Origin of the sequence: Pseudoxanthomonas daejeonensis (assembly GCF_010093205.1) — a bacterium.
GTDB classification, from domain to species: Bacteria; Pseudomonadota; Gammaproteobacteria; order Xanthomonadales; family Xanthomonadaceae; genus Pseudoxanthomonas; species Pseudoxanthomonas daejeonensis.
In genome coordinates this window covers 281,538-295,605 of the sequence record NZ_PDWN01000002.1, presented here as the reverse complement: position 1 = coordinate 295,605, position 14,068 = coordinate 281,538, and the positions used below count along the sequence as shown (strand labels likewise).

Below are 14,068 nucleotides of genomic sequence, written 5' to 3'. Positions count from 1 at the left end.
CCTCCACGCGCGACCGGCCCCTGCCGCCCTGGAGGCAATCCCGCCTCCGCCCGTCGTCCCTGCCATGGCCTTCGATGCTGGTGGGACACGATGACAGGGTGGTGACCGCATCCGTGGCACGGAGCGGTCCGCGAGGGGGAGTCCGATCGGTTGCCGGATCGGCTCCGATGCGGTTCACGCGGGACCGCCGTGGCGATTGCTAGCGTGAGCCGCCGATGCATCTCCCCTCCCACGAGCCCGCCCGCATGCCGCCGACTCCTGATGCCGCAGCTTCCACATGGCTGATCCTCAACGGCAAGTCCGCTGGCGATGACGCGGTGCGTGAGGCGGTTGCAACGCAGCGCATGCGCGGCCTGCCCCTGCAGGTGCGGGTGACCTGGGAAAACGGCGACGCCGCGCGCTGGGTCGATGACGCGCTCGCCGCCGGTGCCGCGACCTTGGTGGCCGCCGGTGGCGATGGCACCCTCAGCGAGGTCGCAGCGGCCCTGGCCCGGCGCGGCCAGCCCGCCAACACGCTGCCGACCCTGGGCCTGCTGCCGCTGGGAACGGCCAACGATTTCGCGACCGCCGCCGGCCTGCCTTCCGCGCCGCTGGAGGCGCTGGAACTGGTGGCGGCCGAACCGGCGCAGGCGCTCGACCTGCTCCGGATCGAGGCGGACGGCGAAGAACACTGGTGCGCCAACCTGGCCAGTGGCGGCTTCGGCACGCAGGTCACCGTCGAGACCGACGAAGGCCTGAAGAAGCTGCTCGGCGGCCTGGCCTACGTGCTCACCGGGATCTCGAAAGTGGGCCGCATCGAGCCGCTGCCGGTGCGGCTGCGCGGGCCGGGCTTCGCATGGGAGGGCGGGCTGATCGCACTGGGCCTGGGCAACGGGCGCCAGGCCGGCGGTGGCCAGCCCCTGTGCCCGGAAGCGCTGGCGGACGACGGCCTGCTCGACGTGACCGTGATCCCGGAGCTGTCGGGAGAACTGCTGGCCACGCTGGGCACCCTGGTCAAGGATGGCCAGAACGCCGCGCTGGAACGCAGTGCCGAGCGCGCGCGCCTGCCATGGGTGGAGGTGGAATCGCTGCAGGGGACGATGACCCTGAACCTGGATGGGGAACCGGTGGAAGCCCGCCGCTTCCGCGTCGAGTGCATGCCGGCGCGCGTGCGCATGCACCTGCCGGCCGACTGCCCGCTGCTTTCGCCGCCGGCCTGACCGGCGCGGCGTCGCCGCGCGCGCACAGGTTCCCGCTGCAACGGCTGCATGCGCAGGCCGATGCGGTTAAAGTTGGCGGCATGTTCGGCCAGACGATCAGGCTCCACCTTTCCTCCGCGCCCGGGTGCTGGCGATGGCGGCCTGTTGCCGTCGATAGCCATGCCCCGATCCGCCGGAAGGAAGCCCGCCTTGGTCACGCCCGAACACTTCAAGCAGTACGCCGCTGACGGCCACGCGCCCGGCATCGATTCGCCCGGCGCCAACGTGCGCATCCCCGTCACCCGCGAGGTGCTGTCCGACCTGGACACGCCGCTGTCGGTCTACCTGAAGCTCGCCGACGCCCCGCATACCTACCTGCTCGAATCGGTGGAAGGTGGCGAGCGCTTCGGCCGCTATTCGATCATCGGACTGCCGGCGAAACGCACGATCGCTTTTCGCGGACACACGATGGAGGTGCGCGAGCACGGCCAGGTCGTGGAATCGCGCGAAGTCGCCGATCCGTTCGCCGAGGTCGAGGCGCTGCGTGCGTCGTACTCGGTTCCGAAGCTGGAAGGCCTGCCCGGTTTCACCGGCGGCCTGGTGGGCTGGTTCGGCTTCGAGTGCATCGGCTACATCGAGCCGCGCCTGGCCGGCGGCGACAAGCGCGACGAACTGGGCACGCCGGACATCTACCTGATGCTGTCCGAAGAGCTGGCCGTGTTCGACAACCTCAAGGGCCGGCTGTACCTGGTGGTGCATGCCGACCCGCGCGAGGAAGGGTCCTGGGATGGCGCGCAGGCGCGACTGGACGGTCTGGTCGACAAGCTGCGCCAGCCGGGCAGCTATCCGGTGCCGCTCAGCCGCGACGTGCTCGACGAGAGCCACTTCGTCTCCGGCTTCACCCGCGAAGGCTTCATCGAGGCGGTGGAGAAGTCGAAGGAATACATCCGTTCCGGCGACGTGTTCCAGGTGGTGCTGAGCCAGCGCCTGAGCGTGCCGTTCAACGCCCGGCCGGTGGACGTGTACCGCGCGCTGCGCGCGCTGAACCCGTCGCCCTACATGTACTTCCTCGATACCGGCGAGGTGCAGGTGGTGGGCTCCTCGCCGGAGATCCTGGTCCGCCAGCAGGGCGAGGAAGTGACCGTGCGCCCGATCGCCGGCACCCGCCCGCGCGGCGCCACCCCGGCCGAGGACCTGGCGCTGGAGCAGGACCTGCTCGCCGATCCGAAGGAGCGCGCCGAGCACCTGATGCTGATCGACCTGGGCCGCAACGACGTCGGTCGCGTCTCGGAGGCCGGCAGCGTCGAGGTCGGCGAGCGCTTCGTGATCGAACGCTACAGCCATGTCATGCACATCGTCAGCGAAGTCACCGGAAAACTGCTGCCGGGCCTGAGCTATGCCGACGTGCTGCGCGCGACGTTCCCGGCCGGCACGGTCAGCGGCGCGCCGAAGATCCGCGCGCTGGAAGTGATCCGCGAACTTGAGCCGATCAAGCGCAATGTCTATGCCGGCAGCATCGGTTACATCGGCTGGCACGGCGACGCCGACACTGCGATCGCCATCCGCACCGCGGTGATCAAGGACGGCCGCCTGCACGTGCAGGCCGGGGCCGGCATCGTCTACGACTCCGACCCGCAGAAGGAATGGGACGAGACGATGAACAAGGGTCGCGCGTTGTTCCGCGCGGTGGCGCAGGCGGCGAAGGGGCTGTAAGGGGAAAACCATGCTGCTGATGATCGACAACTACGACAGCTTCACCTTCAACCTCGTCCAGTACCTGCAGTCGCTGGGGGCCGAGGTGAAGGTGGTGCGCAACGATGCGATGACCGTCGAGGAGATCGCGGGGCTGGCGCCGGAGCGCATCGTGATCTCGCCCGGGCCGTGCACGCCGAACGAGGCGGGGGTGTCGCTGGAGGTGATCCGCCGGCTGGGCGCGAACACCCCGATCCTGGGCGTGTGCCTCGGCCACCAGGGTATCGGCCAGGCGTACGGCGGCAAGGTGGTGCGCGCGGGCAACATCATGCACGGCAAGACCTCGCGCATCCGGCATGAGGGACGCGGCGTTTTCGCCGGGCTGCCGGACGCGTACGAAGCCACGCGCTACCACTCGCTGGTGGTGGAGCGCGCTTCGCTGCCGGAGGCGCTGGAGATCACCGCCTGGACCGAGAACGCCGACGGGTCGTTCGAGGAGATCATGGGCCTGCGCCATCGCGAGCATCCGGTCGAGGGCGTGCAGTTCCACCCCGAGTCGATCCTGACCGAGCACGGCCACGCGCTGCTGAAGAACTTCCTCGAACGCTGAGGTGGTGCGCTGCGTCCGCGTGCGCCGCTTTCAGGCCCGCACGATGAAATCGATCACCACCGCGCCGGGTTGCTGCTGGCGGTAGGCGATCTCGACGCGATCGCCGAAGCGGGTGCCGATCTGGTCCAGCAACGGGAGCGGGTCGTGGTCGTTGACGAAGCGCATCGCTTCGCCCGGCTCCAGCGCGGCCAGGGCACCGAAGATGGCCGAATGGCGGAAACGCCGGGCGATGCCGCGCGCGTCGAAGGGATGGGCGGTGTAGTCGGGGCTTTCGGCCTGGGCGGTCATGGCGGCTTCCTGGTCGGGAACGCCAGCCTGCGGCCAGCGGCGCACCCGCGCCCTGATCCAGGTCATGCCGTGGGCGATCGATGCCCGGGGCGCCTCAGCGGTACACCAGCCGGCGCAGCAGGAAGAAATTGGCCGCCGCCAGGCCGACCTCGACTACCGGCTTGGCAAGCCATGCCCAACGCAGGCCGAGGTGGGCTTCGACCGAAGCCACCAGCACCGTGCTGAGCACGGTCATCACGATCCACAGCGCCCAGAAGCGAACGAAGCGGCGCCACCCCAGGCGGCTGCCTTGGCTGTCGGCGAAGGTGTAGCGCCCGTTGAGCCAGAAACCCAGCACGGCGGACGCGGTGCGGCTGGCCAGGTTGGCCGGTGCGGCGGCCATGCCGAACGTGGTGAACGCCACGAACAGCGACCAGTCCAGCACCAGTTGCAGGATGCCGAATGCGAGGTAATGGCTGCCTTGGCGAAGGAGCGGCATCGTGTGGTTTCCTGGCGACGACGGGCATCGCGAAAGCGCATTGTAGGGTCCTGGCCTGCAATGAAAGACAAGGCCCGGCGTAGAATCGAGCCACTTCCAGGATCGGGTTCCAGATGAGCCAGCCATTGCACGTGGTCATCCTCGCCGCCGGCGAGGGCAAGCGGATGAAGTCGGCCCTGCCCAAGGTGCTGCAGCCCATCGGCGGACGCCCGATGCTGGCGCACGTGATCGACACCGCGCGCGCGTTGCAGCCGGCCGGCATCCACGTGGTCTACGGCCATGGCGGCGATGCGGTGCGCACGGCCTTCGCCGGCCAGGACGACCTGCACTGGGCGGTGCAGGCGCAGCAGCTGGGCACCGGCCATGCGGTGCAGCAGGCGATGCCGGCCATTCCCGAGGCGGTGGACGTGCTGGTGCTGTACGGCGACGTGCCGCTGACCGCGCCCGACACCTTGCGCCGGCTGCTCGATGCCCCCGGCCTGCTGCGCGTGCTGGTGGCCGAGCCGCAGGATCCGAGCGGCTACGGACGCATCGTGCGCGATCCGCAGGGGCGGGTGGCGGCGATCGTCGAACATCGCGATGCCGACGAGGAGCAGCGCCGGATCCGCACCATCAACACCGGCATCATCGCCGCCGAGGCCGATCCGCTGAAGCGCTGGCTGGCGCGGCTTTCCAACGGCAACAGCCAGGGCGAGTACTACCTGACCGACGTGTTCGCGATGGCCGCCGAGGAATACAACCCGGCCGAACTTGTCCTGGTCGCCGACCCGCTGGAGGCCGAGGGCGCCAACGATCCGTGGCAGCTGGCCCAGCTCGAGCGCGCATTCCAGCTGCGCCGCGCGAAGGCCTTGTGCGCGCAAGGCGCACGCCTGCTCGACCCGGCACGCCTGGACCAGCGCGGCAGCGTGCGCGTCGGCCGCGACGTCGAGATCGATGCCAACGTGGTGCTCGAAGGCGAAGTCGAACTGGGTGATGGCGTGCGCATCGGCCCGTTCACCCGGCTCAAGGACGTGCGGCTGGGAGCGGGGACCGTGGTGCGCGCGCACTGCGACCTCGATGGCGTGGTCAGCGAGGGGGCGGCGCAGATCGGTCCCTACGCGCGGTTGCGACCGGGCACGGTGCTGGCCGACGGCGTGCACGTCGGCAACTTCGTCGAGACCAAGAAGGTGGTGCTTGGCGTGGGCAGCAAGGCCAACCACCTCACCTACCTGGGCGACGCGAATATCGGCGCGGGCGTGAACATCGGTGCCGGTACCATCACCTGCAACTACGACGGCGTGAACAAGTCGACCACGACCATCGGCGACGGCGCCTTCATCGGCTCGAACTCGGCGCTGGTGGCGCCGGTGGAGATCGGCGCCGGCGCGACCATCGGCGCCGGTTCGGTGATCACCCGCAACGCGCCCGCTGGCGAGCTGACGGTCGCGCGCGCGCGTCAGGGCACGCTGGAAGGCTGGAAGCGGCCGCAGAAGAAGCCGAAGGACTGAGCTCCACGCGCTGGCTTGTGTTTTTTGTAGGAGCGGGCATGCTGCTGCAGCACGGCCCGGGCCACATACCGGCCCGCGAACGGCTCAGCTCTCCGGCAGCATCACCGCCACGCACAGGCCGCCATCGCTGCGGTTCTGCAGCGACAGGCGCCCGCCGTGCGCTTCGATGATCTCGCGGGTCAGCGCCAGCCCCAGGCCGGTGCCATTGCGCTTGGTCGAATAGAACGGCAGCAGCGCGTTCTGCAGCACCGCGTCGTTCATGCCGGCGCCGCGGTCCAGCACTTCGATCCGGGTCCACCCGGGCAGGCGCAGCAGGCGCACGCGCACCTCGTCGCTGGGCGGCGAAGCGTCGCCACCGGCCTCGTGCGCGTTCTTGAGCAGGTTCAGCAAGGCCTGTTCCATCTGCGCCGGATCGACCCGCGCCTGCAGTTCCGCGCTCGCGCCTTCCAGCTCGAAGCCGATCTGCCGCTGCAGGCGACCGAGGAAGTCGCGCCAGACCACCGGCTGCAGCTGCGGTTGCGGCAGCTTGGCGAAGCGCGCGTAACCGCGGATGAAGCCTTCCAGGTGGCGCGCGCGGTCCTCGACCGTGGAGAACACCTCGCCGAGCCGCTCGTAACGCTCGCGCCGGACCAGTTCGGCGCCGGAGTGCGCCAGCGAGGCGATCGGGGCCAGCGAGTTGTTCAGTTCATGGCTGATCACCCGGATCACCTTCTTCCAGGTCTGCACTTCCTGGCGGCGCAGCTCCGGGGTCATCAGGCGGATCAGCATCAGCTCGTGGCGGCGGCCGTTGAGGCTGAAATTGCGGCGCGACAGGTGGTAGACCTCTTCCTCGTCGCCTTCCTCGGCCGGCACGGCGAACAGGCTGTCGGCGCCGCGGGCGAGCGCCTCGCGCAGCTCCACCGGCAGGCCGTCGACCAGTTCGCCGATGCGCTGGCCCTCGAGCTTGCGCCCGTCGTTGAGCAGCTTGCGCGAAGCCACGTTGGCGTAGACCACGCGGCGCACGCCGTCGCCACCGTCGGCCGACAGCAGCATCGCCACCGGGGTGTTCTGGACCATGGTGTCCAGCAGCAGCTCGCGCTGGACCAGTTCCAGGCGCTGCTCGCGCAGCACCTCGCCGAGTTCGCCGTGCGCGCGGACCAGCTCGCCCAGCTCGTCGTCGCTGCGCCAGTGCACGCCGAAGTTGAATTCGCCGTCGCGGTAGGTGTTGACGCTGCCGGCCAGCGCGCGGAACAGGGCGCGCAGCGGTGCCAGCGCCCGGTAAAGGCTCCACCACATCAACCCGAGCAGGATCAGCACCGAAAGCACGGCCAGCAGCCAGCCCCGGTCGATCCAGTAGCCGAATGCCCAGGGCAGCGCCGCGGCCAGGGCCAGCACCGGCAGCAGGCGCAGGAACAGGCGAAGGGTGAGGGTGCGACGGATCATCCGGGGCGGCTCACGCGGGGGCGCTGGCGTGGGTGGGGGTCATGCGGGCTTGAGCCCGTGGCGCTCCATGCGCCGGTACAGCGCCTGCCGGCTCATGCCCAGTTCGGCGGCCGCCTGGGCGATCACGCCGCCGGCGCGTTGCAGCGCCGCCTCGAGCTGCTCGCGCTCGGGCTCCTGCGCCGGCCCGCCACGCAGCGCGGGCGCGCGCGGCAGGCCCAGGTCGGCGACCTCGATCCGCGCCCCGGTGGCGAGCAGCTGCGCGCGCTGGATCACGTTGCGCAGCTCGCGCACGTTGCCCGGCCATGGATGGCGCTGCAGCGCGGTGACGGCGGCAGCCGACAGCGGCTTGCCGCCATCGAGGAAGCGCTCGGCCAGTGGCAGGATGTCGCCGGGGCGCTCGGCCAGCGGCGGCATCGCCAGCTCGATGGTGTTGAGCCGGTAGTAGAGGTCTTCGCGGAACGTGCCTTCGCGGATCATCGTCGGCAGGTCGGCGTTGGTCGCGCTGACCACGCGCACCTTGACTTGGCGCTCGCGGTTGGAGCCGAGCCGCGCGAAGCGCCCGGTTTCGAGCACGCGCAGCAGCTTCATCTGCCCGGCCGGCGGCAGGTTGCCGATTTCGTCCAGGAACAGGGTGCCGCCGTCGGCGGCCTCGAACTTGCCTTCGCGCGCCTTGTTGGCGCCGGTGTAGGCACCGGCCTCGGCGCCGAACAGTTCGGCCTCGATCAGGTCGGCCGGCAGTGCGCCGCAGTTGAGGGTGACGAACGGACCGCCCTTGGCCGGCGAATTGGCCTGGATGATCTCGGCGATCTTCTCCTTGCCGCTGCCGTTGGGACCGGTGACCAGTACCGGCAGGTCCGAACGCGCGACCTGGCAGGCCAGGGCGACGACGCGCTCGCTGGCCGGGTCGGCGAACACCGCGCCGCACAGGTCGTAGCGACGGGCCAGGTCGTCGCGGCGCCGGCGTTCGCCGTCGCGGCGCTGGTCCAGTTCGCGGCGTGCGTCGGCCAGTTCCAGCAGGTTGTTGACCGTGCCCAGCAGCTTGGCGTCCTGCCACGGCTTGGCCACGTAGTCGGCGGCGCCGGCCTTGATCAGTTCCACCGCGCTTTCCAGGTGGGTCCACGCGGTGAGCAGCACCACCGGCAGGTCGGTGTGGCGCTGCCGGATCGCTGCGAACAGGGCGCGACCCTCGTCACCGGAGGTGGTGTCGGCGGTGAAGTTCATGTCCTGGATCACCAGGTCGACCGCCTCGCTGTCGAGCAGGGCCAGCCCCGCTTCGGGCGAGGCGGCATGCACGGTCGAAAGGTCGTGCAGCGAGAACAGCACTTCCAGCGCGGTGGCGACCGCGGGGTTGTCGTCGATGACGAGGATCGTGGACATGCAGGCGGGGTCGTGTTCCTGGCGGGAGGGTAAAGGCTACCCGTTCCCGGCGGCGCGGTGGCCGAAGCTGAGCACGCGGGTGATCTGCCACTGGCCGTCGCGCAGGCGCCAGACGATGACGAACTCCGCCTGGCCGTCGCACGTGCCCGCGCCGGACTGGCAGAAGCGGTGCTCGCCGCGCGCGATCGCGCCGAAGCCGGCCACGGGATATACGGCGAGGCTGCCGGGCACGAGCTCGCGGGTGAACTTCCCGCAGACGTACTTGCGCGTGTTGTCCAGCATCGCCTCGCGCGTCCAGGTCACCCCGCCGGTGTCGTGGTAGAACTCGACCGCCGGGTCGAAGTAGCTGGCGTGGCGGTCGAGCTGGCCCGGTTCGGCGCAGCGGTTGAACGCGTCGAACACGGCCGCGTCCAGCGCGGCGATGGTCGCGGTGAGCCCGGCTCCGGTGGGCGGCTGTTCGGGCTCGGCCGCCGAAGCGGGGAGTCCGGACGCCAGCCAGGCGATGCCGGCCAGCACGCAGGCCCATGCGGCATTGGGCGCCACGATCCGCGCGGTGGTGGACGGGCGTGCGTGCTGGTAGCGGCGGTTCATACGCTGCGGGTCGCCACGGCCGGCGGGATCGAGGCGGCGCGCCGCGCGGGCGCCCAGACCGCGACCTGGCCCAGCGCCCACAGCAGGACCGCGCCGGCAGGCAGGTAGAACAGCGGCAGGCGCGCCATCTCGTACTTGCCCATCAGCAGCTGGTTGATCGCGAACGCCAGCAGCATGCCAAGCGCAATACCGATGCTGGCCAGCAGGAAGTTCTCGGTCTGGAAGTAGCGCAGGATCTGGCCGCGCGTCGCACCCAGCGCGCGGCGAACGCCGATCTGCTTGGTCCGCTGCTGCACCCAGAAGCTGGCCAGGCCGACGATGCCCAGGGCGGTCACCAGCAGCAGCACCACGCAGACGATGCCCAGCAGCCAGGCCATCGCGCGCGGCGCCTGGAAGAATTCGCCGCGCAGCTCTTCGACCGTCTTGGTGTTTTCTTCCATGATGATGCGGTCGGCGCCGTTGGCCTGCAGCACCTTCTTGGCCGCTTCAAGCACTTCGGCGCGGCGCTCGGGCGAGGTGCGGATCAGGTAGTTGCCGCCCAGGTTGTAGTGCGGGCGCAGCGGGAAAACCATCGAGTATTCGCGCGCGGTGGGGCCGCCCTGGTTGCTCGGGCGGACCAGGTGCTCGACCACGCCCACGACGCGGGTCGGCTTGTCGCTCCAGCTGTAGAAGCCCTTGCCGATCGGGTCCTCGCCGGGGAACAGCTTGTCGGCGAGCGCGCGGGTGATGATCGCCCCCGGGATGCCGTTGTCGCCGTCGGTCAGGCCATCCAGCAGGGACGAGGCGTCGCTGTATTCGTCGGCGTTGAAGTCGCGACCGGCGACCAGCTTCAGGCCCAGGGTCTCGATGAACTGGTCTTCGGCCATGTAGGTGGTCGCGCTGAGCGTGGACTGCTGCTGCTCCTGCTTCAGGCGCACGCCGCTGTTCCAGGACGAATTCACGAACGGCACCTGGTTGAGCACGGTCGCGTCCTTGACCCCGGGGATGGCGCGCAGCGTGGCGAGGTCGGTGCGGGTCCGCGCGTTCTGGTCGGCGTCGCTGCCGATGCTGAGGATCTGCACGCGGACCAGCTCGTCCTCGGCCAGGCCGCTGACCTCGCGGATCTGGGTGAGGCGGTCGCTGATCATGAACAGCGCGTTGCAGATGATCGCGCAGGTCAGCGCGATCTCGATGACGATCAGCGATGCGGCGGTCTTGTGCCGCATCAGGGTCGAGAGGATCGGTCGGATGTCCATGGAACGTCTCCGGGTTGTCTTGCGTAGAGCGGGGCGTGCCCGCTGCTTCGGACCTTGTAGTCGGCGGGCAGGCCCGGTCGACCGCTGTTTCGATTGACGGCAGTCGCGGGGCGGGCCCCGCGCTGCGTCACTGGCTCTTGAGCTGGATCGCCGGGGTGACCTGCATCGCGCGCCAGGCGGGCAGCAGGCCAGCCAGGACGCTGGCGACGATGGCCAGCACGAAGGTCAGCAGCAGCATGCCCACGTCCAGGTGCGCCAGCTCGGCGTAGCTGGCCGGCTGCAGGCGTACCGCCCACAGGCCCAGCAGCGACAGGCCAAGGCCGAGGATGCCGCCAGCCAGGCCGATCGCGCCGGCTTCGACCAGGCACTGGGTAAAGATCGCCCCGCGCGAGGCACCGAGCGCGCGGCGCACGCCGATCTCGCTGCCGCGGCGCAGGAACTTGGCCAGCAGCAGGCCGACGGTGTTCACCAGGCACACCAGCAGGAAGCCGAAGCCCAGCCACAGCTGCATCACCACGTCGTTGGGGACCACGCGGTTGAACTCCAGCCATTCCATGACGTTGCGCAGGCGCACGTTGGTCGGGCGCTTGTAGCGGCCGGCGGTGCGCTGCTGGTCGGAGTAGTTGACCAGGTAGTCACGGTAGGCGCCGGCCTTCTCGGCGGTATCGAGCTGGACCCAGTACTGGATCCACACGCACGGCGCGCTGACGCTGGTGGAGTCGCCGTTGCTGTCGCCCCAGCAGTCCATGCTGCCGTTGCGGCCCATCTCCAGGTCGCGCGAGGTCGAGAACGGCAGGAACACGTCTTCCAGCGCGCCGTAGCGGTCGCTGTTCATGTCGTAGAAGCGCGGGGTCGGCCGCCAGTCCTCGATCACGCCGACCACGGTGAAGTCGGTCTGGTCGATGCGCAGCTGCTTGCCGACGCTGTTGGCGCCGCCGAATGCGCGCTCGTTGAGTGACTTGGAGATCACCGCCACGCGCGCATGCGCCTCGTCCTCCTTCGCGCTCCAGCCGTTGCCGTACAGCATCGGCACGTCGAACATCGGGAAGAAGTCGGCGGTGGTGTAGCGCGCGTCGGACACGAACGGGACCAGGCCTTCGCGGTCGGGCGTGACCGATACGCCGCCGCCGGTCATCATCGCCTGGCGGTCGCCGCGCTTCTCGCGCAGCAGGGTCTCGGCGTCGTAGCGGGTGACCTGCTCGCTGGGTTCCTCGCCCGGGGTGAAATCATTCATCTCGGCCGGATCCAGCTGCACGTAGAACAGCTGGTGGCTCTTGCCCGGCATCGGATCGCCGGAAAGCACATGGAACACGGTGAGCGTGGTCATGCACGCGCCGATGCCCAGGGCGATGGCGAACACCATCAGCGCGGTCAGGGCCTTGTCGCGGCGGAAGCTGCGCAGGGCCAGGTTGCAGTAGTAGGCGAACATGGACACCTCCTCAGGCCGTAGCGTCGGATGCGGCGACATCGGTGCGGGCCAGCCGGCTCAGGCTGGGCTCGACCGACAGGTCGGTGGCCACGCCGTCGACGATGTGCACGTTGCGCTGCGCGCGCGCGGCCAGTTCCGGGTCGTGGGTGACCATCACGATGGTGGTGCCGGCGGCGTTGATCTGCTCCATCAGTTCCATCACCCCGCGCGCCATCTGCGAGTCGAGGTTGCCGGTCGGTTCGTCGGCCAGCAGCAGCCTGGGTTCGCCGGCCAGGGCGCGGGCGATCGCCACGCGCTGCTGCTGGCCACCGGACAGTTCGGCCGGGTAGTGCTTCATCCGCGAGGCCAGGCCGACCTGGCCCAGCGCCTTCTCGATCCGCGCCTTGCGGTCGGCGGCCGACAGCCCGCGGTAGCGCAAAGGCACGTCGACGTTGTCGAACAGGTTCAGGTCCGGGATCAGGTTGAAGCCCTGGAAGATGAAGCCGATCTTGTGGTTGCGCAGGCGGCTGCGCGCATCGTCGGACAGACCGCGCACGTTCTCGCCGTCGAGCAGGTAGTCGCCTTCGCTGAAGGTTTCGAGCAATCCGGCGATGTTGAGGAAGGTGGTCTTGCCCGAGCCGGACGGGCCGGTCACCGCGACGAACTCGCCTTCGCGCACGTGCAGGTCGAGCGAGCGCAGTGCGTGGGTTTCGACCATCGCGGTCCGGTAGATCTTGGAGACCTGGCGCATTTCCAGCATGGCGGGATTCCTCTTGGTGATGTCGGGTGGTGCGGGAAAGGGGGAGGGATGCAGGGGTTCAGTTGATCGCCACGCGTTCGGCGTCGCCGAACTGGTCGCTGCCGGAGACGACGATGCGGTCGCCTTCCTTCAGCCCGGACACGATTTCCACGTAGCCCAGGCTGCTGGTGCCGGTCTGGATCGGCTGGCGCGTGGCGCTGCGGCCGTCCACCACCCAGGCCCAGCGGCCGCCGTCCTGCTCGACGAACGGGCCGCGCTCGACCATCAGCACGTCCTGGCGGGTGTCGAGCACGATGCGCGCGGACAGGCGCTGGTTCTGGCGCAGGCCCGGTGGCTGTTTGCCGTCGTCGAAGCGCAGGCGCGCGGTGACCTCGCCGTTGACCACTTCCGGCGACACCGCCGAAACCTTGGCCGCGAACGGCGTGCCCTGGCTGGTCACCTGCGCCGGGACGCCGATCGCCAGGTCGCGGGCGAAGCTTTCCGGCACGCGGATCTCGACCTCGAACTCGCTCAGGTCGACGACGCTCAGGATCGGCGCGTTGATCGCCACGTTGGTGCCCTGCGAAATCTGCACCTGGCCGACCTGGCCGTCGAACGGCGCGCGCAGGGTCAGTGCGGCGACCTGGCGCTGCAGCTCGGCCACCACCGCCTGCTGGCGGTCGGCGAGCAGGCGCTTGTTGCGCGCGTCCAGGCTCGCGCCCTGGTCCTGCAGGCCGGCGTCGCTCTGGGTGGTCTTCAGGCCGATCTGCGCCTTCTTCAGTTCGTCGCGGGCGCTGGCCAGTTCGATGTTGGAAACCGCGCCGCCGGCGTGGCCGCGCTCGTAGCGTTCCAGGTCGCGCTGCGCGGCGACATGGTCGATCTCGGCCTGGTCCAGCGCCTTGCGCGCATTGAGCCGGGCGATCCGCGCGTCGAGCTGGGCGCGGCTGGCCTCGGCCTCCATGCTGGCCAGGGTCGATTCCTCCTGCACCAGCTTGCTGCGCAGTTCCGGGCTGTCGATCACCGCCAGCGGCTGGTTCTTCTTCACCGCATCGCCGGCGACCACCTGCAGGCTGACCGTGCCGCCGGCGATGGCGTACAGGGTCGGACTGTTGGCGGTGATGACCCGGCCGTCGGCGGAGATGTCGCGGACCAGGTCGCCGCGCTTGACCTCGGCCACGCGGACCCGCGAGGCGTCATAGGAGCGCGAGCCAGCGCCCCAGCCGGCGACCACCCAGGCCAGCAGCGCCAGGACCGGCAGCGCCGCCAGCGCCGGCCACAGCCAGCGGCGCCAGGCCGGGCGGGCTTGCGAGGCGGAGGAGAGCGGGCGGTCCTGGGCGGAGGTGTCGGGGATCATGCGCGGCCACGGGCAAGAAAGGTCGTACCCAACAACGCATGCGGCGTGCCAACTTCAACTATATGAATTGAAAGAAAAACTTGCTCGCAAGAAAGTGTCCGTCGCGTCCAGCGGACACTCCCGGACACTTCCGCGCCGGGCGGACAGCGCGAAGACAGATCCGGGTCGTGGAGGGACAGGGCCCGGCCAGTGGCGGGACCGACTCCGCT

13 protein-coding genes are annotated in these 14,068 nt (G+C 69.8%); 4 read left to right on the top strand and 9 right to left on the bottom strand.

The window, feature by feature from the left end; all coding sequences use genetic code 11:
• Positions 1-245: 245 nt before the first annotated feature.
• From yegS to CSC65_RS02830, 3 genes are all read left to right on the top strand, one after another.
• The gene (gene yegS, locus CSC65_RS02840; RefSeq protein WP_162408459.1) at positions 246-1,199 is read left to right on the top strand and encodes a lipid kinase YegS; all 954 of its coding nucleotides are present in this window, start codon (positions 246-248) and stop codon (positions 1,197-1,199) included.
• A 189-nt stretch (positions 1,200-1,388) separates the two neighbouring features.
• Positions 1,389-2,891 carry an anthranilate synthase component I gene (gene trpE, locus CSC65_RS02835; RefSeq protein WP_162408458.1) on the top strand — a complete coding sequence of 501 codons (1,503 nt, stop codon included), beginning with the start codon at positions 1,389-1,391 and terminating at the stop codon, positions 2,889-2,891.
• Positions 2,892-2,901: 10 nt separating this feature from the next.
• Complete coding sequence (locus CSC65_RS02830) at positions 2,902-3,480, top strand: anthranilate synthase component II (RefSeq protein ID WP_162408457.1); 579 nt, start codon at positions 2,902-2,904, stop codon at positions 3,478-3,480.
• A 30-nt stretch (positions 3,481-3,510) separates the two neighbouring features.
• On the opposite strand, the gene CSC65_RS02825 is transcribed toward CSC65_RS02830, so the two are convergent.
• Positions 3,511-3,834, bottom strand: coding sequence for a DUF2249 domain-containing protein (locus CSC65_RS02825; RefSeq protein ID WP_238390249.1), 324 nt, complete (start codon positions 3,832-3,834; stop codon positions 3,511-3,513).
• A gap of 28 nt (positions 3,835-3,862) precedes the next feature.
• A complete protein-coding gene (locus CSC65_RS02820) occupies positions 3,863-4,246 on the bottom strand; it encodes a GtrA family protein (RefSeq protein ID WP_162408456.1) in 384 nt (127 codons plus the stop codon).
• A 113-nt stretch (positions 4,247-4,359) separates the two neighbouring features.
• Here CSC65_RS02820 and glmU point away from each other — a divergent pair, with 113 nt between their 5' ends.
• Positions 4,360-5,733 (top strand): bifunctional UDP-N-acetylglucosamine diphosphorylase/glucosamine-1-phosphate N-acetyltransferase GlmU, encoded by a 1,374-nt coding sequence (gene glmU / locus CSC65_RS02815; RefSeq protein ID WP_162408455.1) that lies wholly within the window; start codon positions 4,360-4,362, stop codon positions 5,731-5,733.
• An 84-nt stretch (positions 5,734-5,817) separates the two neighbouring features.
• Here glmU and CSC65_RS02810 read toward each other — a convergent pair whose 3' ends face one another.
• The 7 genes from CSC65_RS02810 to CSC65_RS02780 all read right to left on the bottom strand — a co-directional run bounded on the left by CSC65_RS02810 (position 5,818) and on the right by CSC65_RS02780 (position 13,859).
• On the bottom strand, positions 5,818-7,155 hold the full coding sequence (locus tag CSC65_RS02810) for a sensor histidine kinase (RefSeq protein ID WP_162408454.1): 1,338 nt from the start codon (positions 7,153-7,155) through the stop codon (positions 5,818-5,820).
• 39 nt (positions 7,156-7,194) lie between these two features.
• The gene (locus CSC65_RS02805) at positions 7,195-8,532 is read right to left on the bottom strand and encodes a sigma-54-dependent transcriptional regulator (RefSeq protein ID WP_162408453.1); all 1,338 of its coding nucleotides are present in this window, start codon (positions 8,530-8,532) and stop codon (positions 7,195-7,197) included.
• Between the two features lie 36 nt (positions 8,533-8,568).
• Positions 8,569-9,123, bottom strand: coding sequence for a nuclear transport factor 2 family protein (locus CSC65_RS02800; RefSeq protein ID WP_162408452.1), 555 nt, complete (start codon positions 9,121-9,123; stop codon positions 8,569-8,571).
• Positions 9,120-10,358: an ABC transporter permease gene (locus CSC65_RS02795; protein ID WP_162408451.1), complete on the bottom strand. Its 1,239-nt coding sequence runs from the start codon at positions 10,356-10,358 to the stop codon at positions 9,120-9,122. The genes CSC65_RS02800 and CSC65_RS02795 overlap by 4 nt, the downstream gene beginning before the upstream one ends.
• Positions 10,359-10,485: 127 nt before the next feature.
• Positions 10,486-11,787 carry an ABC transporter permease gene (locus tag CSC65_RS02790; protein ID WP_162408450.1) on the bottom strand — a complete coding sequence of 434 codons (1,302 nt, stop codon included), beginning with the start codon at positions 11,785-11,787 and terminating at the stop codon, positions 10,486-10,488.
• 10 nt (positions 11,788-11,797) lie between these two features.
• A complete protein-coding gene (locus CSC65_RS02785) occupies positions 11,798-12,526 on the bottom strand; it encodes an ABC transporter ATP-binding protein (RefSeq protein WP_162408449.1) in 729 nt (242 codons plus the stop codon).
• Between the two features lie 58 nt (positions 12,527-12,584).
• Entirely contained in the window at positions 12,585-13,859 is a 1,275-nt protein-coding gene (locus tag CSC65_RS02780; protein WP_162408448.1) for an efflux RND transporter periplasmic adaptor subunit, read from the bottom strand.
• Positions 13,860-14,068: the final 209 nt, after the last annotated feature.